18 protein-coding genes are annotated in these 25653 nt (G+C 72.3%); 6 read left to right on the forward strand and 12 right to left on the reverse strand.

Translation table 11 applies throughout. The annotated features are described in order from the left end of the window. Positions 1–29 precede the first annotated feature (29 nt). The 8 genes from V2S66_RS15815 to V2S66_RS15850 all read right to left on the reverse strand — a co-directional run bounded on the left by V2S66_RS15815 (position 30) and on the right by V2S66_RS15850 (position 12070). On the reverse strand, positions 30–1670 hold the full coding sequence (locus V2S66_RS15815) for a peptide ABC transporter substrate-binding protein (protein ID WP_330795864.1): 1641 nt from the start codon (positions 1668–1670) through the stop codon (positions 30–32). A 248-nt stretch (positions 1671–1918) separates the two neighbouring features. Next, entirely contained in the window at positions 1919–2947 is a 1029-nt protein-coding gene (locus V2S66_RS15820) for an ABC transporter ATP-binding protein (RefSeq protein ID WP_330795866.1), read from the reverse strand. After that, on the reverse strand, positions 2940–3968 hold the full coding sequence (locus V2S66_RS15825) for an ABC transporter ATP-binding protein (protein ID WP_330795868.1): 1029 nt from the start codon (positions 3966–3968) through the stop codon (positions 2940–2942). Before V2S66_RS15825 ends, V2S66_RS15820 begins: the two co-directional genes overlap by 8 nt. 11 nt (positions 3969–3979) lie before the next feature. After that, a complete protein-coding gene (locus tag V2S66_RS15830) occupies positions 3980–4912 on the reverse strand; it encodes an ABC transporter permease (protein WP_330795870.1) in 933 nt (310 codons plus the stop codon). Beyond that, positions 4905–5828, reverse strand: coding sequence for an ABC transporter permease (locus V2S66_RS15835; RefSeq protein WP_330795871.1), 924 nt, complete (start codon positions 5826–5828; stop codon positions 4905–4907). The genes V2S66_RS15830 and V2S66_RS15835 overlap by 8 nt, the downstream gene beginning before the upstream one ends. Before the next feature lie 132 nt (positions 5829–5960). Beyond that, a complete protein-coding gene (locus tag V2S66_RS15840) occupies positions 5961–7607 on the reverse strand; it encodes a peptide ABC transporter substrate-binding protein (protein WP_330795873.1) in 1647 nt (548 codons plus the stop codon). Between the two features lie 390 nt (positions 7608–7997). Further along, positions 7998–9866, reverse strand: coding sequence for a translational GTPase TypA (gene typA, locus V2S66_RS15845; protein WP_330795875.1), 1869 nt, complete (start codon positions 9864–9866; stop codon positions 7998–8000). 407 nt (positions 9867–10273) lie between these two features. Next, the gene (locus V2S66_RS15850; RefSeq protein ID WP_330795877.1) at positions 10274–12070 is read right to left on the reverse strand and encodes an ABC transporter family substrate-binding protein; all 1797 of its coding nucleotides are present in this window, start codon (positions 12068–12070) and stop codon (positions 10274–10276) included. A 319-nt stretch (positions 12071–12389) separates the two neighbouring features. Here V2S66_RS15850 and V2S66_RS15855 point away from each other — a divergent pair, with 319 nt between their 5' ends. The 6 genes from V2S66_RS15855 to V2S66_RS15880 all read left to right on the forward strand — a co-directional run bounded on the left by V2S66_RS15855 (position 12390) and on the right by V2S66_RS15880 (position 19437). Beyond that, positions 12390–12677, forward strand: coding sequence for a hypothetical protein (locus V2S66_RS15855; RefSeq protein ID WP_330795879.1), 288 nt, complete (start codon positions 12390–12392; stop codon positions 12675–12677). 70 nt (positions 12678–12747) lie between these two features. Then, positions 12748–13578 carry a hypothetical protein gene (locus V2S66_RS15860; RefSeq protein WP_330795881.1) on the forward strand — a complete coding sequence of 277 codons (831 nt, stop codon included), beginning with the start codon at positions 12748–12750 and terminating at the stop codon, positions 13576–13578. 1 nt (position 13579) lies between these two features. Further along, positions 13580–15541 carry a fumarate reductase/succinate dehydrogenase flavoprotein subunit gene (locus V2S66_RS15865; RefSeq protein ID WP_330795883.1) on the forward strand — a complete coding sequence of 654 codons (1962 nt, stop codon included), beginning with the start codon at positions 13580–13582 and terminating at the stop codon, positions 15539–15541. Further along, positions 15538–16308 (forward strand): succinate dehydrogenase/fumarate reductase iron-sulfur subunit, encoded by a 771-nt coding sequence (locus tag V2S66_RS15870; protein ID WP_330795885.1) that lies wholly within the window; start codon positions 15538–15540, stop codon positions 16306–16308. Before V2S66_RS15865 ends, V2S66_RS15870 begins: the two co-directional genes overlap by 4 nt. 197 nt (positions 16309–16505) lie before the next feature. Next, positions 16506–18605, forward strand: a complete 2100-nt coding sequence (locus V2S66_RS15875) for a TPM domain-containing protein (protein ID WP_413966407.1) — start codon at positions 16506–16508, stop codon at positions 18603–18605. A 115-nt stretch (positions 18606–18720) separates the two neighbouring features. Next, on the forward strand, positions 18721–19437 hold the full coding sequence (locus V2S66_RS15880; RefSeq protein ID WP_330795887.1) for a PspA/IM30 family protein: 717 nt from the start codon (positions 18721–18723) through the stop codon (positions 19435–19437). A gap of 125 nt (positions 19438–19562) precedes the next feature. Here V2S66_RS15880 and V2S66_RS15885 read toward each other — a convergent pair whose 3' ends face one another. From V2S66_RS15885 to V2S66_RS15900, 4 genes are all read right to left on the reverse strand, one after another. Further along, positions 19563–22106 (reverse strand): SpoIIE family protein phosphatase, encoded by a 2544-nt coding sequence (locus V2S66_RS15885; protein ID WP_330796176.1) that lies wholly within the window; start codon positions 22104–22106, stop codon positions 19563–19565. Between the two features lie 208 nt (positions 22107–22314). Then, the gene (locus V2S66_RS15890; RefSeq protein ID WP_330795888.1) at positions 22315–24813 is read right to left on the reverse strand and encodes a SpoIIE family protein phosphatase; all 2499 of its coding nucleotides are present in this window, start codon (positions 24811–24813) and stop codon (positions 22315–22317) included. 259 nt (positions 24814–25072) lie between these two features. Then, a complete protein-coding gene (locus V2S66_RS15895; protein WP_330795890.1) occupies positions 25073–25501 on the reverse strand; it encodes a (deoxy)nucleoside triphosphate pyrophosphohydrolase in 429 nt (142 codons plus the stop codon). Beyond that, positions 25498–25653, reverse strand: coding sequence for an SPOR domain-containing protein (locus tag V2S66_RS15900; protein WP_330796178.1), 156 nt, complete (start codon positions 25651–25653; stop codon positions 25498–25500). Before V2S66_RS15900 ends, V2S66_RS15895 begins: the two co-directional genes overlap by 4 nt.

Consider the following 25653-nt stretch of genomic DNA (forward strand, 5'->3'; position numbering starts at 1 on the left):
GGGGTGCCCGGTGCGGCCTCCGCCCGGTGTCACTTGACCTTGATCTCGTTGTAGACCGGGACGCTGAACGGGTTGAGCAGCACGTTGCTGAGGTTGGTGGAGTAGCCCGCGCTGCCGTTCTGGTACCACAGCGGGATCGCCGGCATGTCCTTGACGAGCTGCCGCTCCGCGTCCTGCCAGGTGGAGACGGCCTTGGCGGAGTCGGACTCCGCGTTGGCCTGGTTGGCGAGCTTGTCGAACTGCGGGCTGCTGTAGTGCGCGTCGTTCGACGAGGCGTTGGTGTAGTACTGCGGCTGCAGGAAGTCCTGGATCAGCGGGTAGTCCATCTGCCAGCCGGCCCGGAACGGGTTGTTCAGCTGCTTGTTGGTGACCTTGTTGCGGAAGTCGGCGAAGGTCCCGATCGGGGCGCCGACGCACGCGTTGTTGTTGCCCAGCGAGTTGTTGATGCTGTTGCAGACCGCGTCGATCCACTCCTTGTGGGAGCCGGTGTCGGCGTTGTACGAGATGGTGATCTTCCCGCCGGGCAGGCCGCCGCCCTGCTGGACCAGCTGCTTGGCCTTGGTGGGGTTGTAGGTGCACTCGGCGCCGCACAGCCCGGACTTGTAGCCGCCCGCGTCGCCCAGCACCGGGGAGGTCCAGTCGGTGGCGGGGGTGCGGGTGTTCTGGAAGATCTGCTGGGTGATCTGCTGGCGGTTGATCGCCATCGACAGGCCCTGCCGGACCATCGCCGACTTCGCGGACGACCACCGGCTGCTGTAGAGCGGGAAGGAGATCGTCTGGATGATGCCGGCGGGCTCGTTGATGTAGCGGCTGCCGAGGTCGGACTTGACGTTCTTGAGCTGGTTGGCCGGGATGTCGTCGACCAGGTCGAGGTTGCCGGCCTGCAGGTCGGTGTACGCGGTGTTGTTGTCGGTGTAGACCCGCAGGTCCACGCCGTTGTTCTGGGCCGGGTCGGGGCCCTTGTAGCCGCTCCACTTGCGCAGGTTCATCCCGGTGCCCTTGGTGTACGAGGAGATCTCGTACGGGCCGTTGCCGATCGGCTTCTTCAGCCAGCCGGCGTGGTCGGTGAAGAAGGACTGCGGCAGCGGGTAGAACGCCGAGTAGCCGAGGGTGTCCGGCCACAGCGAGAACTTCTGGTTGAGCCTGACCTTGAACTCCAGGTCGCTGACCTTCTGCAGGCCGGACAGCGTGGTCGCGCTGGGCGTGGCGCCGGCGGCGTCGGGGTGCACCTTGGCGTAGCCGTCGATGTAGCTGAAGAACGAGGCGTTCAGCTGGGCGTTCTTCAGCAGCGCGTCGTAGTTCCAGGCGTTGATGAAGGAGTCGGCATTGACCGGCTGGCCGTTGCTGAAGGTCCAGCCGGACTTCAGCTTGATGTCGTAGTTCTGCGAGTCGCTGGTGGTGATCGACTGGGCGATCATGTTCTCGGCCTTGGCGGTCTTCGGGTCGTACTTCTTCAGACCCCGGAAGATCATGTCGAGGACCTTGCCGCCCTGCACCTCGTTGGTGTTCGCCGGCTCCAGCGGGTTCTGCGGGTCGCCCCAGGAGGCCCGTACGATGCCGCCGCCGCCACCACTGCTGCTGCCACCACTGGTGCCGCCGCCGCAGGCAGTCGCGGACAGGGCGACCGCCGTCACGCCGACGGCCCACATCACGCGCGTGGCTCCGCGCATCGCGTGCCTCCTCATGGGTCACAAATGTCACTTCGCACCCCATGACACCGCAATACGGTCAAAGCCGCACCTATTCACCTCCGTGTCGCGGCCTCCAATGTGTTGGCCACGACCCGACCCATCGTCAGGACACCACCCGTACGGACGTACCGCGCGGGCCGCGGCGCCGGCGTGCGGACATGCCGAAGGGCGCCCCGGTCCTTCCCTCCCGGACCGGGACGCCCTTCCACAGCGGGGGCGCGGACGGCTCAGGCCGCCGGGACCACCTGCTTCTCCTCGGCGAAGTGGCACGCCGACTCGTGCGCGGCCGGCGTGGGCAGGCCCGCGAACACCTCCGGGACGGCGAGCAGCGGCTCCTCCACCGCGCACCGCTCCTGCGCCTTCCAGCAGCGGGTGCGGAAGCGGCAGCCCGACGGCGGGTTGGCGGGCGAGGGCACGTCCCCGGTGAGGATGATGCGCTCGCGGTGCGCGCGCGCCTCGGGGTCCGGCACCGGCACCGCGGAGAGCAGCGCCTGCGTGTACGGGTGGGTCGGGTGCTCGTAGATCTCGGCGTCGGTGCCGATCTCCGCCATCCGCCCGAGGTACATCACGCCGACCCGGTCGGAGATGTGCCGGACGATCGACAGGTCGTGCGCGATGAAGATGTAGGACAGGCCGAACTCGTCCTGGAGCTTCTCCATCAGGTTGATGACCTGCGCCTGCACCGAGACGTCCAGCGCGGAGACCGGCTCGTCGCAGATGATGATCTCCGGGTTGAGCGCGAGGCCGCGGGCGATGCCGATGCGCTGGCGCTGGCCGCCGGAGAACTGGTGCGGGTAGCGGTTGATGTACTCGGGGTTCAGCCCGACGACGTCCAGCAGGTCCTGCACCCGCTTGCGGCGGTCCCCCTTGGGCGCGACCTCCGGGTGGATGTCGAAGGGCTCGCCGATGATGTCGCCGACCGTCATCCGCGGGTTCAGCGAGGTGTACGGGTCCTGGAACACCATCTGGATGTTCCGCCGCACCGCCTTGAGCGCCCGGCCGCTGAGCCGGGTGATGTCCTCGCCCTTGTAGAACACCTGGCCGGACGTGGCCTGCTCGAGGTTCATCAGCAGCTTGGCCACGGTCGACTTGCCGCAGCCGGACTCGCCGACGATGCCGAGCGTCTCGCCCGGGTAGAGGTCGAAGGAGATCCCGTCCACGGCCTTGACCGCGCCGATCTGCTTCCTGAACACGATGCCCTGGGTCAGCGGGAAGTGCTTGACCAGGTCGCGCACCTGGAGGATGGGTTCACTCACCGAGGGTCTCCTTCCAGAAGTGGCAGGCGCTGCCGCGTCCGTCGCCCACCGGGTGGAGCGCCGGGACGTCGGTGCGGCAGACGTCCTGCGCCATCGGGCAGCGCGGGTTGAAGGCGCAGCCGGACGGGATGTGCAGCAGGTTGGGCGGCAGGCCCTTGATCGCGTACAGCTCCTGGCCCTTCTGGTCCAGCCGCGGGATCGACTGGAGCAGGCCCTTGGTGTACGGGTGGGCGGGCGACCGGTAGATCTCGTGCACCGGCGCGTTCTCCACGATGCGGCCCGCGTACATCACCGCGATCTTGTCCGCGACGTCGGCGACCACGCCGAGGTCGTGGGTGATCAGGATCAGGCCCATCGTGGACTCGCGCTGCAGCTCCGCGAGCAGGTCCATGACCTGCGCCTGCACGGTCACGTCGAGCGCGGTGGTCGGCTCGTCCGCGATGATCAGGTCGGGCTCCAGCGCGAGCGCCATCGCGATCATGATGCGCTGGCGCATACCGCCGGAGAACTGGTGCGGGTAGTCGTTCACCCGCTCCCTGGCGGCCGGGATGCGCACCCGGTCCATCAGCTCGATCGCCCGCGCCTTGGCCTGCTTGCGGGACGCGCCCTCGTGCACCCGGAACATCTCGCCGAGCTGGTAGCCGACCGACAGCACCGGGTTGAGCGAGGACAGCGCGTCCTGGAAGATCATGGCGATCTTGCGGCCGCGGATCTTGCGGCGCTCCTCGCCGGACATCTTCAGCATGTCCTTGCCCTGGAAGAGGATCTCGCCCTGCGGGATCCTCCCCGGCGGCATGTCGAGGATGCCCATCACGGCCTGCGCGGTGACGGACTTGCCGGAGCCGGACTCGCCGAGCACCGCGAGCGTCTCGCCGGGGTTCACCGAGTAGCTGACGCCGTTCACGGCCTTGGCCACGCCGTCACGGGTGTGGAACTCCACGTGCAGGTCCCGCACTTCGAGCAGCGGGGAAACCTGCGGGGCGGACGCCGGGGCGCCCGCGGTCTGGTCGATGACAGTCAACGTACGCCCTCCTAGCGCAGCTTGGGGTCGAGGGCGTCGCGCACCGCGTCGCCGAGCATGATGAACGCCAGCACCGTGATGCTCAGCGCGCCCGCGGGCCACAGCAGCATGTGCGGGGCGTTGCGGATCTGGTCCGAGGCGGCCGAGATGTCGATGCCCCACGAGACGGCCGGCGGCTTCAGGCCGACGCCGAGGAACGACAGGGTCGCCTCCAGCGAGATGTACGTGCCCAGCGCGATGGTCGACACCACGATGATCGGCGCCAGCGCGTTCGGCGCGATGTGCCGCAGCAGCATCCGGGAGTTGCTCGCCCCGAGCGCCTTGGCGGCCTGCACGTAGTCCTGCTGCTTGGCGGTGACCACGGCGCCGCGCGCGATCCGGGCGATCTGCGGCCAGCCCAGCAGGATCATGAAGGTCGACACGGTGGTCACCGAGCCGCCCTTGACGACCGACAGGAACACCACGCCGCCGAGCAGGATGGGGATGCCGAAGAAGATGTTGCCCAGCATCGAGATCAGGCTGTCCCAGATGCCGCCGAGGAAGCCGGCCAGGCCACCGAAGAAGGTGCCGAGCAGCGCGGCCCCTGCCGTGGTCAGGATGCCCACGGTCACCGAGGCGCGGGCGCCGAACACCGTGCGGGTGTAGACGTCGCAGCCCTGCGTGTCGAAGCCGAACGGATGGCCGCTCTTCGGTCCCACCTGGGAGTTGGCCAGGTCGCAGTTGAGCGGGTCGCCGCCGGCGATCAGGCCGGGCCACAGGGAGATGACGACCAGGAAGAGGATGAGCACGCCCGCTATGTAGAACATCGGCTTGCGGCTCAGGTCGTGCCAGGCGTCGCTCCACAGGCTGCGGGCCTTCTCCCGCTCGCCGCCGGGGACCGCCAGGCCGTCCGGGGTGGTGGCGGTCCCGGCTTCCGTGACCGCCGAAGGGATGGTGTCAGGCATACCGGATCCTCGGGTCCAGGACCGCGTAGAGCAGGTCGACGAGCAGGTTGGCGGCCAGGAAGATCAGCACCAGGATGGTGACGAAGCCGACCACGGTCGGGGGGTTGTTGCGCAGGATGCCCTGGTAGAGCTGGTAGCCGACACCGTGGATGTTGAAGATCCGCTCGGTGACCACGGCACCGGCCATCAGGCCGCCGATGTCGGTTCCGAGGAAGGTCACCACGGGTATCAGCGAGTTGCGCAGCAGGTGGACGGTGATCACCCGGCGCTTGGGCAGGCCCTTGGCGACGGCGGTGCGCAGGTAGTCGGCCCGGGAGTTCTCGGCGACCGAGGTACGGGTCAGCCGTGCCACGTACGCCAGCGAGACGGCGGCCAGCACCACGCCCGGCAGGATCAGGTCCTTGAACGGTGCGCCCTCACCCACCGCCGGTTCGGTCACGTGCCACTTCACGCCGAGGAAGAACTGGAGCAGGTACCCGGTCACGAAGGTCGGAATGGAGACCACGAGCAGGGTGAACGCGAGCACGCCGGTGTCGGCGAAGCGTCCGCGCCGCAGACCCGCGAGCAGGCCCAGCGCCACGCCGACGATCGCCTCGATCGCGAACGCGACGACGGTCAGCCGCAGGGTCACCGGGAACGCGGTGCCCATGAGGTGCGTGACCGGCTGCTGGTCGGCGCTCTTCCCGAAGTCTCCGGTGAAGATGTGCCCCATGTAGTGGAGATACTGCTGCCACAGGGGATGGTCCAGGTACAGCTGGTGCCGCAACTGCGCCGCTGTGGCGGGATCGGGTGCCCGGTCGCCGAACATGGCGGCCACCGGGTCGCCGAGCGCGTAGACCATCACGAAGATCAAAAGTGTGGTTCCGATGAAGACCGGAACCATCTGGAGCAGTCGCCTGATGACGTAGCGCCCCATCTGCCCTCCAGGGATCGGGCAGACGCCGGCCAGGGTCCTGGGACCCCGGCCGGCAGCCTTACCGCGAGCTATTGCTGTCAGTTCCCCCTGCGCCCGGCCTCCGGGGGGAGGCCGGGCGGCAACCGGATCAGGTCAGTTGTTGACCGTGATGTCGGTGAAGACGGGGTAGCTGAACGCGTTCTCCGTCACGTTGGACACCTTGGAGGACCAGGCGGCGCCGCCGTTCTGGTACCACAGCGGGATCACCGGCATGTCCGTGAACAGCAGCTTCTCCGCCTGCTGGTACAGCTGGACGGCCTTGGTGGTGTCGGGCTCCGCGTTCGCCTGCTTGATCAGCGCGTCGAACTTCGGGTTGCTGTACTTCGAGTCGTTCGAGCTGCCGTCGGTCGCGTAGAGCGGCGTCAGGAAGTCGTCGATCAGCGGGTAGTCCATCTGCCAGCCGGAACGGAACGGCTGGGTCATCTGGCCCTTGGTGATCTGGTTGCGGAAGTCCGCGAAGGTGCCCGTGGGGGCGCCGACGCAGGCCTTGTTGTCGCCCAGCACCTGGTTGATGCTGTTGCAGACCGCGTCCACCCACAGCTTGTGCGAGCCGCTGTCGGCGTTGTAGCCGATCGTCATGTGGCCGCCGGGGATGCCGCCGCCCTGCTGGATCAGCGCCTTCGCCTTGGCGGGGTCGAACGTGGTGGCGTCACCGGCGATGGTGCTGCTGTAACCGCCGGCCGCGCCCAGCACCGGGGAGGTGAGGTCGTTGGCCGGGGTGCGGGTGCCCTGGAAGATCTTCTCGGTGATCGTCTTCCGGTCGATCGCCATCGACAGGCCGAGCCGCACCTTCTCCATGCCCGCCTTGCTCCACTGCTTCTGGTTCAGCGGGAACGAGATGGTCTGGACGATGCCGGCCGGCTGGTTGAGGTAGCGGCCGTCGGTGTCCGACTTGACGTGGCCGATGTCCTGGGCCGGGATCGAGTCGTCGACGTCCAGGTTGCCGGCCTGCAGGTCGGCGTACGCGGTGTTCTCGTCCGTGTAGACCTTCAGCAGCACGCCCTTGTTCTTGGGCTTGCTCGGACCGGTGTAGTACGGGTTCGGGACCAGCTTCATGCTGGTGCCCTTGGCGTAGGACTGCACCATGTACGGGCCGTCGCCGACCGGCTTGGCCAGGTAGCCCGCGTGGTCGGTGAAGAACGACGTGGGCAGCGGCGCGAACGCCTTGTAGCCGAGGCGGTCCGGCCAGGTGGAGAACTTCTGGGTCAGCTTGACCGTGAAGGTCGTGTCGTTGACGACCTTCAGACCGGACATGGTCCGGGCGGTCGGCTTGGCGCCCGCGGCGTCCGGGTGCACCGCGCCGTAGCCCTCGATGTCCTGGAAGAAGTACGCGTTCAGCTGGGCGTTGGTGAGCAGCGCACCGTAGTTCCACGCGTCCACGAAGGACTTGGCGGTGACCGGGGTGCCGTCGGAGAACTTCAGGTTCGGCTTGACCTTGACCGTGAAGTTCTGCTGGTCCGTGGTGGTGATCGAGTCGGCCGCCTCAAGGTTGGCCTTCCCCGTCTTGGGGTCGTACTCCTTGAGGTTCATGAAGATCATGTCCAGGACCTTGCCGCCCTGGACCTCATTGGTGTTCGCCGGCTCGAGCGGGTTCTGGGGGTCGCCCCACCAGGCCCTGACGACGCCGTCGTTCGATCCGCCGGCCTTGGTGTCCGAGCTTTCGCCGGAACCGCAGGCGGTTGCTGCCAGGGCGACGACTGCCGCTCCAACGACCCACTTGGCGCTCTTGGCACCGCGCATGGGTTGCCTCCTCAGGAGTCACTATCGATACGTGAAGGAAGGCCGTGCAGCGTGCTGACACCCCTGACAGCGGCTGCGGCCCTCCGGCTCGTGAGTCGGCGGCCTCCGACAGGAGGGCGTGACCCATTGACCCGAGCTCAACTCCGTCCACTATCCGACAGGTCGGAGGGCGATTCGCACGCCCCATATCTCGCTCAGGTCACGGCGGCCATCGGAAGGCGTCCGGAATTCGGACATTCCGGAACGTAGGCAGACAGGTTCTAAACGGACATTGTGAGATATCCGACAACGATCACCGGGTCCCGATGTCCGATATTCGGACACCGTTCACCACGAAGGGGCGCGGGTACGGCGGGCGGGTGACGGCCGCGGGTGCTGCGGCGCCGCGGGTCAGCCGTGCTTGGCCCGCGAGGCGGCGCGGCCGCGCTCCTTCTGGTCCAGGACGACCTTGCGGATGCGCACCGTCTCCGGGGTGACCTCGATGCACTCGTCGTCGCGGCAGAACTCCAGCGACTGCTCCAGCGAGAGCTTGCGCGGCGGCACCACGTTCTCGGTGTTGTCCGCGGACGCGGCGCGCATGTTGGTGAGCTTCTTCTCCTTGGTGATGTTCACGTCCATGTCGTCGTTGCGCGAGTTCTCACCGATGATCATGCCCTCGTAGACCTCGGTGGTCGGCTCGACGAAGATCACGCCGCGCTCCTGGAGGTTGATCATCGCGAACGGCGTGACCACGCCGGCGCGGTCGGCGACGAGCGAACCGTTGTTGCGGGTGCGCAGCTCGCCGAACCACGGCTCGTGGCCCTCGAAGATCGAGTGCGCGATGCCGGTGCCGCGGGTCTGGGTCAGGAACTCCGTCCGGAATCCGATCAGGCCGCGGGACGGCACGATCCACTCCATCCGGATCCAGCCGGAGCCGTGGTTGGTCATGGTCTCCATCCGGCCCTTGCGGGCCGCCATCAGCTGGGTGATGGCGCCGAGGTGCTCCTCGGGCGAGTCGATGGTCATCCGCTCGATCGGCTCGTGCACCTTGCCGCCGACCTCCTTGGTGACCACCTCGGGCTTGCCGACGGTCAGCTCGAAGCCCTCCCGGCGCATGGTCTCCACCAGGATGGCCAGCGCCAGCTCGCCACGGCCCTGGACCTCCCAGGCGTCCGGGCGCTCGGTCGACAGCACGCGCAGCGAGACGTTGCCGATCAGCTCCCGGTCGAGGCGGTCCTTGACCTGGCGGGCGGTGACCTTGTGGCCCTTGCCGCCCTTGCCGACCAGCGGCGAGGTGTTGGTGCCGATGGTCATCGAGATGGCCGGCTCGTCCACCGTGATCAGCGGCAGCGCGATCGGGTTCTCCGGGTCGGCCAGCGTCTCGCCGATCATGATGTCCGGGATGCCGGCCACCGCGCAGATGTCGCCGGGACCGGCGCTCTCGGCGGGCTTGCGGGTCAGCGCCTCGGTCATCATCAGCTCGGTGATGCGGACGTTGGAGATCGAGCCGTCGCGCTTGATCCAGGCGACGGTCTGCCCCTTCTTCAGATGGCCTTCCTCGACCCGCAGCAGCGCGATCCGGCCGAGGAAGTTGTCCGCGTCCAGGTTGGTGACGTGCGCCTGGAGCGGGGCCTCCTCGTTGTAGACCGGGGCCGGGACGGTCGACAGGATCGTCGAGAAGAACGGCTCCAGGCTGTCGCTGTCCGCCGGCACCGTGCCGTTCTCCGGCTTGGTCAGCGAGGCGACGCCGTCGCGGGCGCAGGCGTAGACGATCGGGAACTCGATCTGGTCCTCGTCCGCGTCCAGGTCGAGGAAGAGGTCGTAGGTCTCGTTGACGACCTCGTCGATCCTGGAGTCCGGTCGGTCGGTCTTGTTGATGCACAGGATCACCGGCAGCCGGGCCGACAGCGCCTTGCGCAGCACGAAGCGGGTCTGCGGCAGCGGGCCCTCGGAGGCGTCCACCAGCAGCACCACCGCGTCCACCATGGACAGGCCGCGCTCGACCTCACCGCCGAAGTCGGCGTGGCCCGGGGTGTCGATGATGTTGATCGTGACGGGCGAGCCGCCGTCCTTCGGGTGGTACTTCACGGCGGTGTTCTTCGCGAGAATGGTGATGCCCTTCTCGCGCTCCAGGTCGTTGGAGTCCATCATCCGGTCGTCCAGATGCTGGTGCGCCGCGAAGGCGCCCGCCTGCTTGAGCATGGCGTCGACGAGGGTCGTCTTGCCGTGGTCGACATGGGCGACGATGGCGACGTTACGGATATCGTGGCGCGTGGACATGCGGCGGCGCTTCTCCCGGAATCGTGGATGACGTCGCGCCCCTTGTCCGGCGCACACGCCTGCCGGGCTCACGCCACGGCCTGTCCCATGGTACGGGCCCGCGGCGGCCCCGGCCGCCCGCCGTCCGGCCAGGGGCGTCCGCGCTGGTGGCGGCGGTGCCGCCGCCGCGCCGGCATCCCGGATCGTGTTCATGCCACCTTTGCCGGCCTCGCCGGCGTCTCCGGGCTCGCCCGGCCTCCCGGCCCGGCCCTCCCCGGCCCCGCGCCCCCGCCGGACGTGAACCCGGCTGCCGCGACCCCGCCGGCCGCGCGGAGGCCCGGCCCCGCGCCCCCGTGCGGGGGGGCGGGACCGGGCCTGCGGGGTCCGCGGCGCCTACGGCGCCTGCGCTGTTCGCGGGCCGCCGCCGGCTACTTGCGGAAGCCGAGGTCCGCGTAGGAGGGGGTCTGGAAGCCGAAGGCGCCGGCGTTGGCGACCGCGGTGCGCAGGCCGACCACCTCGGGGCGCTGGTAGAGGGGGATGGAGCCGGCCGCGGCCCAGATCCGGGAGTCGGCCTCGTCGGTGAGGTCGCGGGCGGTGGAGGCGTCCAGCTCGGCGCCGGCCCGGGTCAGCAGCTGGTCGATCTGGTCGGTGCCGACCCGGCTGTAGTTCTGCGCGACGGTCAGCGAACCGTCGGGGGCCGGTACCGGCTTGGCGAAGATCGGGGTGTCGTCGGTGGCCGGGAAGGCGGTGCCGGGCCAGGAGTACAGCGCCAGGTCGAAGTCGCCGGAGGCGATGTGGTCCTGGAAGTAGCTCTCGTCCTTGACCTTGCTGATCTCGGTCCGCACCCCGATGCCGGACAGCATCCGGGCGATCCGGCCGCCGACGTCGTCCAGCGTGGGCGAGTCCGAGGGCAGCACCATCCGCAGCGTCAGCGGCTTGCCGTTCTTGGCGACCGCGCGGGCCGGCTCCACCACGGTCAGCGCTCCGGCCGCCGAGGTGTCGCCGGGCCCTGCCGCCTTCTCGCCGGTCTTGGCGGCCGACCGCTGCCAGCCCGCGTCGGCCAGCAGCGCCTGCGCCTGCTGCACGTCCAGCTTGCCGAGCGCCGAGCTGTGGTCGGCGTAGCCCTCCTGGGAGGGCAGCACCAGGTGGTTGCCGAGCGGCTGCACCGGCAGCCCGAGCGGCTTGAGCACCGCCCTGGCGATCGCCTTGCGGTCGATGGCGCGGGCCACCGCGTGCCGTACCCGCTCGTCGGTCAGCGCGCCGGCGGTGCCGTTGATGGCGAGCTGCGCGTAGGCGGCGTCGGGGGCCTTGCGCACCGCGACGCCGGGCTCGCGGCGGACCGCGGCCAGCGCGCCGGGGTCGATCTCGGCGATGTCCACCGTCCTGGCGGCGAGCCGGGCCGCCCGCTGGGCGCGCGGCACCGCGGTGAGCACGATGGCGTCGAGCTTGGCCCGGTCGCCCCACCACGAGGGGTTGCGGCCGAGCGTGACGGTGCCGGCCTTGGTGTCGACCGCCCGCACCGCGAAGGGGCCGGCGGCGGCCGGCAGCTTGGTGCGGGCGCCGTCGTTGAAGGCGTCGGGGCTGCTGGTGACCGCCTTGGGGTACAGCGGGCTGAAGAGCGAGCGCCAGTCCGCGTAGGGCGTGGCGAAGGTGACCTCGACCTGGTGTGCCTTCGGGCCTGCGGCGACCGCGGAGATCCGGTCGTAGCCGGCCGTGCTGGCGGTCCAGTACGCGGAGTTCCGGCCGTTCAGCGCCTTCCACTGGCCGGCGAAGTCGTCGGCGCCGATCGCCCGGCCGTCGCTCCAGCGGGCCTGGGGGCGGAGGGTGTAGGTGACGACCTGGCGCGGTTCTGTGGCGGTGACCTCCGCGCGGCTGACGAAGTCGGCGTCGGCATGGGGGGTGCCGTGCGCGTCGAGGGTGAACATCTGCGGCAGGGTGGCGCCGGCGACCGTCGCGGTGTCGGCGTCCGCGTCGGACTGGTAGGCGTTCAGGGTGCGCGGGACGCTGTCCACCGCCCACCGCAGGGTGCCGCCGTCGCGCACCTTGGCGCGGGCGACCTTGGCCAGGTCGGCGCCCGGCACGCTCGCCGCGTGGGTGCCGGAGGACGAGCAGCCCGCCGCGAGGGTGAGCAGGGCCCCGGCGGTGAGCGCCACGGCGATGCGCACGGCCCGGCGCCGGGGCGCCGGCGCCGGGGCGGGGGCGGGCGGGTACACGCTGTGGTTCATGGGTGACACCTCCGCGGCCCCGGCGGCGCGGTGGGCGAACCCTGGCGTCCGGGGACATTTCATCTGGTCTGACGTGCCGTTTGTCGGTCTAATCCGCGCGCTCATGGCACATCACCGGCAGCCGGGGCGGCCCGCAGACCCGCCGGTGCGCCCGCGGAGACCACCCGTCCGGCCCACGCCGGCCGCGCTTACCACCTGCGGCGGGAATCCGTGCAGCCGTCTTCACAAGACCCGGTGTGACGCGAAACACTCGCATGCGCGACCGCGAGAGCGACCACGTCACACCCACCGCACGGCGGCAGATGGTGAGGGCACCCCCATGTCCCTGCACGACGACCTGACCTCGGTACAGCGACGGCTCGACGATCTGATGCGCTGCGTCGCGCGCCTGGACGAGCAGGCGGGCGACAGTCTGGACATGCGCCGGGTCCGCGCCGACGCCGCCCACCTGCGCGAGAGCCTCGGGCTGCTGCAGGCGTCGGCGCCGGCCGCGGCCGGGTCCCGCACGGTCGACATGGTGTCGATCTCGGACGCCCCGTACGACCGCGGCCTGTGGACCGACGCCGAGGACGAGGGGCTGGGCTCGCCGTACCGGCACGCGCCCTGAGCCCGCGGCCCCGGCCCGGGGCCCCGCCCGGCCGCGCACACCCCTCACCCCCGCTCCTTCGGAGTCCCCCTTGGCCACCGGAACCACTTCCTCCACCCCCGACACACAGGCACGCGGCGTCCGGGCCCCCGGACGCGCCGCGATCGCGGCACCGCACCTGCGGACCGACCGGTGGTGGGTGCCACCGCTGGCCACCGCCCTGGGCCTGGCCGCGTTCGTCGTGTACTCGACCTGGCGGGCGTTCGCGAACTCCCACTACTACGCGGCGCCCTACGTGTCGCCGTTCTACTCGCCGTGCCTCGCCTCGAACTGCACGGACATGAAGGGCGGCGCCGACTGGGCGCTGTTCGGGCACTGGTGGGGCCTGTCCCCGGCGCTGCTCGTGCTGGTCTTCCCGCTGGGCTTCCGGCTGACCTGCTACTACTACCGCAAGGCGTACTACCGCGGCTTCTGGGCGTCGCCGCCGGCCTGCGCGGTCGCCGAGCCGCACGCGACGTACACCGGCGAGACCCGGCTGCCGCTGATCCTGCAGAACGCGCACCGGTACTTCTTCTACCTGGCGCTGGTCGTGGCGGGCATCCTCACCTACGACACCGCGCTCGGCTTCCGGGACGCGCACGGCCGCTGGGGGCACATGGGCCTGGGCACCGTGGTGCTGCTGGCGAACATCACGCTGATCTGGGCGTACACCCTGTCCTGCCACTCCTGCCGGCACATCATCGGCGGCAAGCTCCGGCACTTCTCCCGGCATCCGGTGCGCTACCGGCTGTGGGGCTGGGTCGGGGTGCTCAACGGCCGCCACATGCTGCTGGCCTGGTCCTCGCTGGTCAGCGTCGGTGTCGCGGACCTGTACGTGTACCTGGTGTCCAGCGGCGCCTTCGACGATCCGAGGTTCTTCTGAGATGACGAATGTGGAACGGCACGCGTACGACGTGGTCGTGGTCGGCGCGGGCGGCGCGGGGCTGCGGGCCGCCATCGAGGCGCGCGAGCGGGGCCTGCGGACCGCGGTGATCTGCAAGTCGCTGTTCGGCAAGGCGCACACGGTGATGGCCGAGGGCGGCATCGCGGCGAGCATGGGCAACGTCAACTCCGGCGACAACTGGCAGGTGCACTTCCGCGACACCATGCGCGGCGGCAAGTTCCTCAACCAGTGGCGGATGGCGGAGCTGCACGCCAAGGAGGCGCCGGACCGGGTGTGGGAGCTGGAGACCTGGGGAGCGCTCTTCGACCGCACCCCCGACGGGAAGATCTCGCAGCGCAACTTCGGCGGCCACGAGTACCCGCGGCTCGCCCACGTCGGCGACCGCACCGGCCTGGAGCTGATCCGCACCCTCCAGCAGAAGATCGTCTCGCTGCAGCAGGAGGACTTCGCGGACAGCGGCGACTACGAGGCGCGGCTGAAGGTCTTCCAGGAGTGCACCGTCACCCGCGTGCTGAAGGAGGACCGCCCCGGGCAGGACGCCCGGGTGGCCGGGGTCTTCGGGTACGTCAGGGAGTCCGGCCGGCTGTTCGTCATCGACGCGCCTGCGGTGGTGCTCGCCACCGGCGGCATCGGCAAGTCCTTCAAGGTGACCTCCAACTCCTGGGAGTACACCGGCGACGGCCACGCGCTGGCGCTGCTGGCCGGGGCGCCGCTGATCAACATGGAGTTCATCCAGTTCCACCCCACCGGCATGGTCTGGCCGCCGTCGGTGAAGGGCATCCTGGTCACCGAGTCGGTGCGCGGCGACGGCGGGGTGCTGCGCAACAGCGACGGCAAGCGCTTCATGTTCGACTACGTGCCGGACGTCTTCAAGGAGAAGTACGCGCAGAGCGAGGAGGAGGCCGACGGCTGGTACGGCGACCCGGACCGCCACCGCAGGCCCCCCGAGCTGCTGCCGCGCGACGAGGTGGCGCGGGCGATCAACTCCGAGGTGAAGGAGGGCCGCGGCAGCCCGCACGGCGGGGTCTTCCTCGACGTGTCGACGCGGCTGTCCGCCGAGGAGATCACCCGGCGGCTGCCGTCGATGCACCACCAGTTCAAGGAGCTGGCGGACGTCGACATCACCGCGGAGGCGATGGAGGTCGGCCCGACCTGCCACTACATGATGGGCGGCGTCGACGTCGACCCGGACACCGCGGCGGCCCGCGGCGTGCCGGGGCTGTTCGCGGCCGGCGAGGTCGCCGGCGGCATGCACGGCTCCAACCGGCTGGGCGGCAACTCCCTGTCGGACCTGCTGGTCTTCGGCCGCCGCGCCGGACTGTTCGCGGCGGAGTACGCGGCCTCCCTCGCCGGGGACGAGCGCCCGCGGGCCGGCGACGCGCTGGTGGACGCCGCGGCGACCGAGGCGCTGCGGCCCTTCGCGCCGGTCGGCGACGTGGAGGCGGCGCGGGGCGCGCCGGGGGACGCACCGGACAGTGCGCCGGACGGTGCCCCGGAGAACCCGTACACCCTGCACCAGGAGCTGCAGCAGGTGATGAACGACCTGGTCGGCATCATCCGCCGCGGACCCGAGATGGAGCAGGCGCTGGAGCGGCTGCGGGCGCTGAGGGCCCGCTCGCTGCGGGCCGGCGTGGAGGGCCACCGGCAGTTCAACCCCGGCTGGCACCTGGCCATCGACCTGCGGAACATGCTGCTGGTCAGCGAGTGCGTGGCGCGCGCCGCGCTGGAGCGCACCGAGAGCCGCGGCGGCCACACCCGCGACGACCATCCCGGCATGGACCGCGCCTGGCGCAAGGTCAACCTGGTGTGCGCCCTCGACGAGGAGGCCGGCGCGGTCGCGCTGCACCGGCGGCCGACCGACCCGATCCGGCCCGATCTGCTCGGCCTGTTCGAGCGGGACGAGCTGCTCAAATACCTGACGGACGAGGAGCTCGACGCGTGAGTACGTACACGGCCCACTTCCGGGTGTGGCGGGGCGACACCGACGGCGGCGACCTGCGGGACTACCAGGTCGAGGTGAACGACGGCGAGGTGGTCCTCGACATCGTCCACCGGCTGCAGGCCACCCAGACGCCGGACCTGGCGGTGCGCTGGAACTGCAAGGCGGGCAAGTGCGGGTCGTGCAGCGCGGAGGTCAACGGGCGGCCGCGGCTGATGTGCATGACCCGGATGTCGGTGTTCTCCCGCGAGGAGACGGTGACGATCACCCCGATGCGGGCCTTCCCCGTGGTGCGCGACCTGGTCACCGACGTGTCCTTCAACTACCGGAAGGCGCGCGAGGTGCCGGCGTTCGTGCCGCCCGAGGGCGTCGCGGCCGGCGAGTACCGGATGCAGCAGGTGGACGTGGAGCGCTCGCAGGAGTTCCGCAAGTGCATCGAGTGCTTCCTGTGCCAGGACACCTGCCACGTCGTGCGCGACCACGAGGAGAACAAGGCGGCCTTCGCCGGGCCGCGGTTCCTCATGCGGATCGCCGAGCTGGACATGCACCCGCTGGACGCCGCCGCCGACCAGGGCCTGGTACGGGCCGCGTCCGCGCAGGAGGACCACGGCCTCGGCTTCTGCAACATCACCAAGTGCTGCACCGAGGTCTGCCCCGAGCACATCCACATCACCGACAACGCGCTGATCCCGCTGAAGGAGCGGGCGGTCGACCGCAAGTACGACCCGCTGGTCTGGCTCGGCTCCCGGATCCGCCGCCGCGGGCAGTGACGCCCGGCCCGCGCGCCCCCGTACCGCTCCAGGCCGCCGGCGTACGGCTCCGGGCCGCCGCCGCACCGTGACGGCGGCCCGGAGTCGCGCCCCGGGCAAACCCCGCATAGCCTCCGAAAAAGGAGCCACGGGGTGCGCCGTGGCGCGGGCGAGCGGGAGGCGGCGCGGTGCGCAGGAGACGACGGAGCCTTCCCGCCGTGCTCACGGCCCTCGCCGCCGTGACGGCTTTGACCGCGCTGCCCACCCTGGCGGTCGTCACCGCCTACGGCGCCGCCGCGCCGCCGGCCGCCGCCCCGGGCGACGGTCCCATACCGCTGTCCAGGGAGGGCCAGGTCACCGACCGGGTCGGCGCCCTCGGCGACCGCGCCGCCCAGGTCCGCTCGGCCCTCGCCGCCCTCGACCGCGACCAGCGGGTCCAGCTCTTCGTCGCCTACGTCGCCACCTTCTCCGGCCGCAGCCCGCAGGACTGGGCGAACGCCACCGCGGTCAAGAACGGCCTGGGCCGCAAGGACCTGCTGCTCGCGGTCGCCACCCACGCCCGGCAGTACGCGGTCTCCGCCGACCAGGGCGCCGGGCTGAGCCAGGCCCAGCTGGACGAGGTGAACGACCAGGCGATCGAGCCCGCGCTGCGCGCGAACGACTGGGCGGGCGCGGCGATCGGCGCGGCCGGCGGCTTCGGCGCGGTGCTCGCCGGGCAGGCGGTGACCGCGCCGGCCCTCACCCCGGGCGCCGCCGACCCCGGCGGCGGCCAGGACGGCGGCGGCGCCAACGGCGCGGCCGTGCTGTGGATTCCGGTGGTCGCGCTGGCCGCCGCGCTCTTCGCCGGCCTGTGGGCGTACCGCAGGCGGCGCGCCCCGAGGCCGCCCGCCGTGCGCCCGGCCGGCGCCGGCCGCACGGCCGGTGCGCCCGGGTGGGGCCCCAGACGGCCCACCCCGCTCACCCCGCTGCCGGAGCTGGACGCGCAGGCCCGGCATCTGCTGGTGGCGACCGACGACGCGGTCCGCACCAGCCAGGAGGAGGTCGGCTTCGCCGCCGCGCAGTTCGGCGACGAGGCCGCGCAGCCGTTCGCCGAGGCGGTGGAGTACGCCAGGGGCGAGCTGACCGCGGCCTTCCGGCTGCGGCAGAGGCTCGACGACGCCTTCCCCGAGGACGACGCGACCCGCCGCGAGATGCTCGACGAGATCCTGTCCCGCTGTACCCAGGCCAACCGCAGGCTGGACGCCGAGTCCGACGCCTTCGACCGGCTGCGCGCGATGGAGTCGAACGCCCCGCAGGTGCTGGCGCAGGCCGAGGCCGCGGCGGCCGCCCTGCCCGGCCGGATCGCCGCGGCCGAGCAGGTGCTCGCGCCGCTGGCCGCCCGCTACAGCGACGCCGCGCTCGACAGCGTCGCGGGACACCCGGCCGAGGCCCGCGACCGGCTGGAGTTCGCCCGCGCCAGCCTGGGCCAGGCGCGCGGCCTGGTCGACTCCGACCGGGGGCGCGCCGCGGTGTTCGTCCGCGCGGCGGAGGGCGCGCTCGACCAGGCGGCGACCCTCGCCGACTCGGTCACCCGCAGGGAGCAGGAGCTGCGCGGCGCCGACGCGAAGCTGCGCGACGCGCTCGCCGAGACCGACGCCGACCTCGCCGAGGCGCGCGGCCTGCTCGCCGCTGCCCCGCACGGCTCGGCCGCCGACCTGCGCGGCCGGATCGCCCGCGCCGAGGCGGTGCTCGGCGAGGTCCACAAGGAGCTGGCAGCGGGACGGCACGACCCGATCGCGGCGCTGCGCCGGGTGGAGGAGGCGGACGCGGCGCTCGACGCGTCGCTGGCCGGGGTGCGCGAGCACGAGGAGGCGCGGCGGCGCGCCCACGGGTCGCTGGAGCAGGCGCTGCTCGCCGCGCGCAGCGAGGTCGCGGCGGCCGCCGACCAGATCACCACGCACCGCGGCGCGATCGGCAGCCGGGCCCGCACCCGGCTGGCCGAGGCCGAACGGCGGCTGCGGCTCGCCGAGTCGTCCGCCGCCGACGACGCGGCCGGCGCCCTGGAGCACGCCCGGGAGGCCGACCGGCTGGCCCGCGAGGCCCAGGAGTACGCCCGCCACGACGTCAGCGGTTTCGGCGGCGTGGGCGGCGGCAGGCGGACGTCCGGGATGGGCGGCATGGGCGGCGCGGTGCTGGGCGGCATCCTGCTGGGCGACCTGCTCGGCGGAGGCGGCGGGTTCGGCGGGTTCGGCGGCATGGGCGGCGGCTTCGGCGGCGGCCCCGGGGCGTTCGGCGGCGGCCAGACCCGCGGCCGCATGGGCTCGGGCGGCCGGTTCTGATGCCGCCGCCGTACCGGCCCGCGCGCCCGTACCGGCCCGCGCCGCCCTACCAGACAGCCCCGCCGCCACGGCGGCGACGGTGTGTATCCGACAGTGCAGCACAGGGAGTTGAGCGATGACCAAGCAGACGATCCTCGGGCGGGTGGCGCAGCTCGCGAAGGCGAACGTCAACGCGCTGCTCGACCAGGCCGAGGACCCGCAGAAGATGATCGACCAGCTGATCAGGGACTACACCGCCAACATCGCCGAGGCGGAGAACGCCGTCGCCGACACCATCGGCAACCTGCGGATGATGGAGCAGGACCACGCCGAGGACGTGGCCGCCGCCGCGGAGTGGGGCGGCAAGGCGCTGGCCGCCAGCCGCAAGGCGGACGGGCTGCGCGGCGGGGGCGGCGCGGCGGAGGCCGACCGCTTCGACAACCTCGCGAGGATCGCGCTGGACCGCCAGTTGCAGTCGGAGAAGGAGGCGTCGGCCGCCGAACCGGTCATCGCCGGGCAGAACGAGACGGTCACCAAGCTCAAGTCGGGCCTGGACCAGATGCGGGCCAAGCTCACGCAGTTGCAGGCCAGGCGCGACGAACTGGTCGCCAGGTCCCGTACCGCGCACGCCCAGAACACCATGCTCGACGCGGTCAGGAGCATCGACGTGCTCGACCCGACCAGCGACCTGGGCCGGTTCGAGGACAAGGTGCGGCGTGAGGAGGCCCGCGCCCAGGGCCGCCAGGAGCTGGCCGCGTCCTCACTGGACGCGCAGTTCGAGTCGCTGGACTCGGTGTCGGACGCCGCCGAGGTCGACGCCCGGCTGGCCCGGCTGAAGACCGGCACGCCGTAACCGGGGGCGTGCGGGCGGCTCGGGGGGGCGGTCCGGGGGCTGCGGGCGGCTCGGGGGGCGGCGGCGCTTGGGACGACCGCCGGGCCGACGTGCGGAACGGGCTGACGGTCAGAACATGCTGACGGTCAGAACATGCTGAGCAGGTCGTCCACCGACGGCCCGGCGGACGCGGACTGGCCGCCGCGCAGGGCCAGTTCGAACCACACGGTCTTGCCGCGGTGGGTCCGCCGGCTGCCCCAGCTCTGGCTGAGCATGGCGACCAGCTGCAACCCGCGGCCGCCCTCGTCGGTCTCCCGGGCGCGGCGGCGGCGCGGCTGCATCAGCGCGCTGTCCCACACCTCGCACACGAGCGTGCGGTCCAGCAGCAGGCGCAGCCTGATGTCGCCGTAGCCGTGCCGCAGCGCGTTCGTCACCAGCTCGCTGACCAGCAGCTCCGTGGTGTCGACCAGGTCTTCGAGGCCCCAGGTGAGCAGCTGCTCGCGGGCCCGCTCGCGGGCCTTGGCCACCGAGGTCGGCTGCGCCTCCAGCGTCCAGTCGCCGACCTTGTCGGGGGACAGCCCCTGGACGCGGGCCAGCAGCAGGGCGATGTCGTCCTCGCCGTGCGCGGTGTCCAGGGTGGCCAGCACGTAGTCGCAGATGTCCTCCAGCGGCCTCGACGGGCCGGCGAGCGAGGTGCGGAAGGCGTCCAGGCCCTCGTCGAGCGGATGGCTGCGGGACTCCACCAGGCCGTCGGTGTAGAGCGCGAGCAGGGCGCCGTCGGTGAGTTCGACCTCGATCTCCTCGAAGGGCTCGCCGCCCACGCCGAGCGGCACGCCCCGGGGCAGTTCCAGCAGCAGCGGGCTCTCGTCCGGCTCCACCACGACCGGCGGCAGATGGCCCGCGTTGGCGATGGTGCAGCGGCGGGTCACCGCGTCGTAGACCACGTAGACGCAGGTGGCCAGGTAGACCTCGGCGAGGTCGGCGTCGCCCGGGTCCTTGCCGCGGCGGCCGCTGCCGGGCGCGCCGAGGCCGCTGACCACCTCGTCCAGCGCGGTGAGCACCTCGGCGGGCTCCAGGTCGAGCATGGCCAGCGTCCGCACGGCGGTGCGCAGCTCGCCCATCGCGACGGCGGCGCGCAGGCCGCGGCCCATCACGTCGCCGACGACCAGCGCGGTGCGGTGGCCCGGCAGGTCGATGACGTCGAACCAGTCGCCGCCGACCTCGGTCTCCATGCTGCCGGGCAGGTAGCGGCAGGCGATGTCCAGGCCGGCCGCCTCGGGGTCGTCCGGCGGCAGCAGGCTGCGCTGAAGGATCAGCGCGCGTTCGTGCTCGCGGCGGTAGAGGCGGGCGTTGTCCAGGAAGATCGCGGCGCGGGCGGCGAGCTCCTCGGCGAGCATCCGGTCCCGCTCGGTGAACGGCTCGCTGCCCTTGGCGCGGGAGAACTGCACCAGGCCGAGCACCGTGTCGCGGGCGACCATCGGCACCACCAGGGTGCACTGCACGAGCGCGCCGCCGAGGTCGCCCGCGCCCTCGCCGTCGAGCACCTGCGGCTGGGCGGTGCGCAGCGCGCGGGCACTGGCCGAGCCGAACCGGTAGCGGTGCACCGCGCCCACCGACACCGGGCCGTCCGCCGGGACCATGTCGTCGTCGCCCGCCATCACCACCGGGGCGTCGGACACCGCGCTGGCGAACGCCACCCGGCGCACCTCGCCGCTGCCGTCGGTGGTGCCGGTGAGGTCCTCCTCGCCGGACAGCAGCACCTGGTAGAGGTCGACGGACGCCAGGTCGCAGAAGTGCGGGACCGCCACGTCGAGCAGTTCGCGGGCGGTGGTCTCCAGGTCGAGCGAGGTTCCGATCCTGGACCCCGCCTCGTTGAGCAGCGCCAGGTTGCGGCGGGCGTGCGCGGCCTCCCGCTCGGCGCGCTGCCGACCGGTGACGTCCATCGCCAGGCCGGCCACGCCGATCGGCCGGCCGCTGCCGCTGTGCAGCCGGTACAGCGACATGGTCCAGCGGCGCCGCGTCGGATCGCCCGGCACGGTGCCGACCAGCGGCATGTCGAGCACCGTCTCGCCGGTCTCCAGCACCTGGCGCAGCGCGGCGTTGAGCCGGTCGGCCTCGACGCGGGACAGGAAGTCGTGCGGGCCGCGGCCCTGGTGCTGCTCGGCGGGACGGCCGAAGACGGTGGCGAACCGCTCGTTGACGCGGATCAGCCGCAGCCGGGTGTCGAAGAGCACGAAGCCCATCGGGGACTGCCCGAACACCGCCTGGGAGGCGGCCAGATCGGTCTCGATCTGACGCAGCGTGGCCACGTCCACCGCGATGCACAGGGCGCCCTGGTCGGCCGGCATCACGTAGACCTCGGCGAGGCCGCGCTGCCCGGTGGCGTCGTTGTACGGCACCAGGCCGGTCCACTCGTGGCCGTCGAGGATCTCCTCCAGCCGCTCGTGGCCGCGGATCTGGACGTCGGGCGGTGCGAAGGCGGCGACCGGGTCCTTGCCGAGCGCCTCCTCGGCGGGGACGCCGAAGAACTCCTCCGCGCGCAGGCTCCACTGGTCGATCCGGCCGCGGCTGTCGAGCGAGAAGGAGGCGACCCGTATGTAGTCGTAGATCGAGCCGGGCGGGCTGGAACGCCAGACCGCAGCCGCTGCCGGGTCCACGTCGTCTTCGGGCGGAACCGCCCCGGCTGGCATGTCGCTCACGCCCGACCCCTCCAGCTCAGCACACGGACCGGTTGGAGCCGAGTATTCAGCATCAGGACCGTCCAGCACACGGTCTTGTCGATCACAGCATCATCTCGGCTCCTGGGGTACGGGGGCCGTCCCCGGAACACCACGGTCGCACCCTTCGCTCCCGCCTCTTCGGCATACCCGGCACAGTCCCTTCGAACCATTCCGGCCATCACGGCAGGGCCAGTTCGAACCAGACCGTCTTGCCCAGCGTGCCGTGCCGCGTCCCCCACCGGCGCGCGCTGCGGCCCACCAGCTGCAGTCCCCTGCCGCCCTCGTCGTCCTCGTCCGCCACCCGCTCCAGCGGCGGGTCGGGCAGCGGATCGGAGACCTCGACCAGCAGCGAGGAGCCGCGCACCATGCGGACCCCGATCGGCCCGTGCGCGTACCTCAGCGAATTGGTGACCAGCTCGCTGACCAGCAGCATGGTGACGTCCGACAGCGCCGTCAGCTCCCACTCCACCAGGGTGTCACGGACCCGGCGGCGCGCCAGCCGCACCGCGCTCGGCTCGGCCGGGAAGGTCCAGCCGGCGGTGGAGCCGGCCGGCAGCCCGCCGAGCCTGGCCATCAGCAGCGCCACGTCGTCCGGCTCGCGGCCCGGCTCCATGGTGGAGAGCAGCTCGTCGCACGCCTCCTCCAGGGACTCCAGCGGACGGCACATCGTGTCGCGCAGCCGGGCCAGACCGGTGCCGATGTCCTTGCCGCGGGCCTCCACAAGGCCGTCGGTGTAGAGCACCAGGACGGTGCCGTCCGGCACGTCCATCTCGGTGGTCTCGAAGCGCTCGGAGCCGACGCCCAGCGGCAGCCCGGTCGGCAGGTCGAGCAGCCGGGCGTCGCAGCTCTCCGGGTCGTCCCGGTGCTCCACGAGCAGCGGCGGCAGGTGTCCCGCCTGGGCGATGGCGCAGCGGCGGGTGGAGGGGTCGTAGACGCAGTACACGGCGGTGGCCATCCAGCCCTCCGCCTGGCTCTGCGCGAGGTCGTCGCCCAGCTCGTTGACGCGGCGCAGCAGCTCGTCGGGCGCCATGTCCAGGCCCGCCAGGGTCCGTACGGCGGTGCGCAGCCGGCCCATGGTCGCGGCGGCGCCCAGGCCGTGGCCCATCACGTCGCCGACCACGAAGGCCAGCCGGCCGCCGGCCAGCGGGATCACGTCGAACCAGTCGCCGCCGACCTCGGCGCCGCTGCTGGCCGGCACGTAGCGGAAGGCGATCTCCACGCCGGGCGGCTCCGGCAGCTCCCGGGGCAGCAGGCTGCGCTGCAGCATCAGGGCGCCCTCGCGCTCGCGGACGTAGAGCCGGGCGTTGTCCAGCGCGGCGCCCGCCCGGTCGGCCAGCTCCATGGCCAGCGCCAGGTCCTCCTGGTCGAAGGGCTCGCGGGGGCGGGCCCGGCCGACCACCAGCAGGCCGAGCACCACGCCGCGGGCCCGCAGCGGCAGCACCAGCAGCGAGTTGACGCCCAGCTCGACGGCCGCCTCGACCTTGGGGTCCTCGGGGAAGGTGGTGGCCCGCAGCTCGGCGTCGGAGGTGACCAGCCGGGGCTGCCCGGTGAACAGCACGGTGCCGAACACCGAGGAGGCGGTGAAGGTGATCGGCTGGCCGCGGCGCAGCATCCGGGAGACCGCGGGGGTCCAGCGCAGCGCGCCCACGCCCAGCTGGCGCAGCGGCGTGCCCTCGCTGTACTGCACCGAGGGCAGCTCCCCGCCGCCCGCCACCTCGGCGTGCAGGATCACCCCGGAGTAGTCGCTGAACGTCGGCACCAGCGCCTCGGCCAGCTCCTCCGCCGCCCGGTGCACGTCGAGCACCCCGGCGATCCTGCTGCCCACGTCGTCGAGCAGCGCCAGGCGGCGCCGGGCCCGCTCGGCCTTCGCGGCGGCCTGCACCCGCTCGGTGACGTCCATGACGGTCGCGCTGATGCCCAGCACCCGCCCGGCCCGGTCCACCAGCCGGTGGTACGACAGCGAGCGGTGGCCGCGGCCGTGCGGCGCGAGCGCCACCAGGTCGATCACCGGGCGGCCGGTGACCAGCACGGTGCGCTGCAGCTCGGTGAGGTTCGCCGCGCTCACCGGGTCGAGGATCTCGGCGACGGTGCGGCCCAGGTGGTCGGCGGCGGGCATGCCGTTCAGCCGGGCCAGGGCCTCGTTGACCCGCACGTAGCGCAGGTCGCTGTCGAAGATCGCCACGCCGAGCGGCGAGGCGTCGAAGAGCGAGTCGAGCGCGGCCAGGTCGTGCTCCAGGGTGCGCAGTCTGCTGGTCTCGACCATGGACGCCAGCACGAAGGGGCGGCCGTCGCCGTCGACCAGCAGGCTGGCCCTGGTCTCCACCTGCACGCTGTGCCCGTCGCGGTGGCGCAGCGACAGGATGCCGTCCCAGCGCCCGCCGCGCAGCAGCTCGGCGAGGATCGCCTCGGCCTGGCCCGGCTCGGGGACGGAGCGCAGCCGCGGCGGGCCGCCGTCGGCGCCCTCGACCGCCTCCGCGGGTCCGAACAGGCCGCCCACCCGGCGGCCGACGATGTGCTCGCCGGCCCAGCCGAGCACCTCCTCCGCCAGCGGGCTCCACAGCAGCACCCGGCCGCTGGTGTCGAGCATGACCACGGCGACGCGCAGGGTGTCCAGCAGGGTGCCGCTGCGCTGCCCGCGGTCGGAGGGGGGCGCGGGGTCGTCGCCGCTGGCGCTCATGCGTTGCACCCCCGACCGGGTCCGGCCGGGGCGCACGCCCAGCCTCCAAGAGGGTTTCGTCCCCTCCTACCCGATATTGCCCCTATCGCCGCCGAAGCGCCCCTCCGGGCGGGGAGACGGGTGGCCTGCCCGCGGCGGCCGTCCGCCGCGCGGTCCCGCCGCGGGCAGGGCGGCGCCACCGCCCGCCGGAACCGGGCTGCGGGAGCCGTCAGGGCTCAGGGGCGTCGCGGCCGAGGCGCCGGGCGTCATGGGCCGGGCGTCACAGCCGGCCGGCCGCCCAGGCGAGCGCGGGACGGTCGGGGTCCAGCCAGGGCAGCGCGGCGGCCTCCTGCGGCGTCACCCAGCGCAGCTCGTCGTGGTCCTCCAGCGGCTCGGGGACGCCGCGCAGCAGCTCCGCGGTCCACACCCGCAGCACGAACCCCGCGGTCAGCGGCCACTCCCCCGGCACGCGCACCAGCGGGCGCACCTCCACGCCCAGCTCCTCGCGCAGCTCGCGCACGAGCGCCGCGCGCTCGTCCTCGCCCGGCTCGGCCTTGCCGCCGGGGAACTCCCACCGGCCGGCCGTCTCGGCCGGCGCGGTGCGCCGTGCGGCCAGCAGCCGCCCGCCGCGCACCAGGATGCCGCCGACGACGATCCGCGGCGCGCCGGCCGCCGGGGTCCCGGGTCCTTCCGCCGTGCCGGCACTCACGTCTGGGCCGCCCGCGGGGCCGCCCGCTCGATCACGTAGACCTCCTGCGCCCCGGCGTCGCCGAGCGACTGCGCGACCCGCTCGGCCTCGGCCTTCGTCGCGTACCGTCCGACGCGGTAGCGGTTGCCGCCCGCGTCCTGGCGTATGAGCAT

This window comes from Actinacidiphila polyblastidii, from assembly GCF_036353415.1.
In the GTDB taxonomy this organism is placed as follows: Bacteria; Actinomycetota; Actinomycetes; order Streptomycetales; family Streptomycetaceae; genus Actinacidiphila; species Actinacidiphila polyblastidii.

Coding starts and splice junctions, on each gene's coding strand:
- V2S66_RS15885 (WP_330796176.1), bottom strand. CDS start 22,106: ATGCCAGCCGGGGCGGTTCCGCCCGAAGACGACGTGGACCCGGCAGCG.
- V2S66_RS15850 (WP_330795877.1), bottom strand. CDS start 12,070: ATGAACCACAGCGTGTACCCGCCCGCCCCCGCCCCGGCGCCGGCGCCC.
- V2S66_RS15900 (WP_330796178.1), bottom strand. CDS start 25,653: ATGCTCATACGCCAGGACGCGGGCGGCAACCGCTACCGCGTCGGACGG.
- V2S66_RS15880 (WP_330795887.1), top strand. CDS start 18,721: ATGACCAAGCAGACGATCCTCGGGCGGGTGGCGCAGCTCGCGAAGGCG.
- V2S66_RS15815 (WP_330795864.1), bottom strand. CDS start 1,670: ATGCGCGGAGCCACGCGCGTGATGTGGGCCGTCGGCGTGACGGCGGTC.
- V2S66_RS15835 (WP_330795871.1), bottom strand. CDS start 5,828: ATGGGGCGCTACGTCATCAGGCGACTGCTCCAGATGGTTCCGGTCTTC.
- V2S66_RS15830 (WP_330795870.1), bottom strand. CDS start 4,912: ATGCCTGACACCATCCCTTCGGCGGTCACGGAAGCCGGGACCGCCACC.
- V2S66_RS15865 (WP_330795883.1), top strand. CDS start 13,580: ATGACGAATGTGGAACGGCACGCGTACGACGTGGTCGTGGTCGGCGCG.
- V2S66_RS15890 (WP_330795888.1), bottom strand. CDS start 24,813: ATGAGCGCCAGCGGCGACGACCCCGCGCCCCCCTCCGACCGCGGGCAG.
- V2S66_RS15840 (WP_330795873.1), bottom strand. CDS start 7,607: ATGCGCGGTGCCAAGAGCGCCAAGTGGGTCGTTGGAGCGGCAGTCGTC.
- V2S66_RS15855 (WP_330795879.1), top strand. CDS start 12,390: ATGTCCCTGCACGACGACCTGACCTCGGTACAGCGACGGCTCGACGAT.
- typA (WP_330795875.1), bottom strand. CDS start 9,866: ATGTCCACGCGCCACGATATCCGTAACGTCGCCATCGTCGCCCATGTC.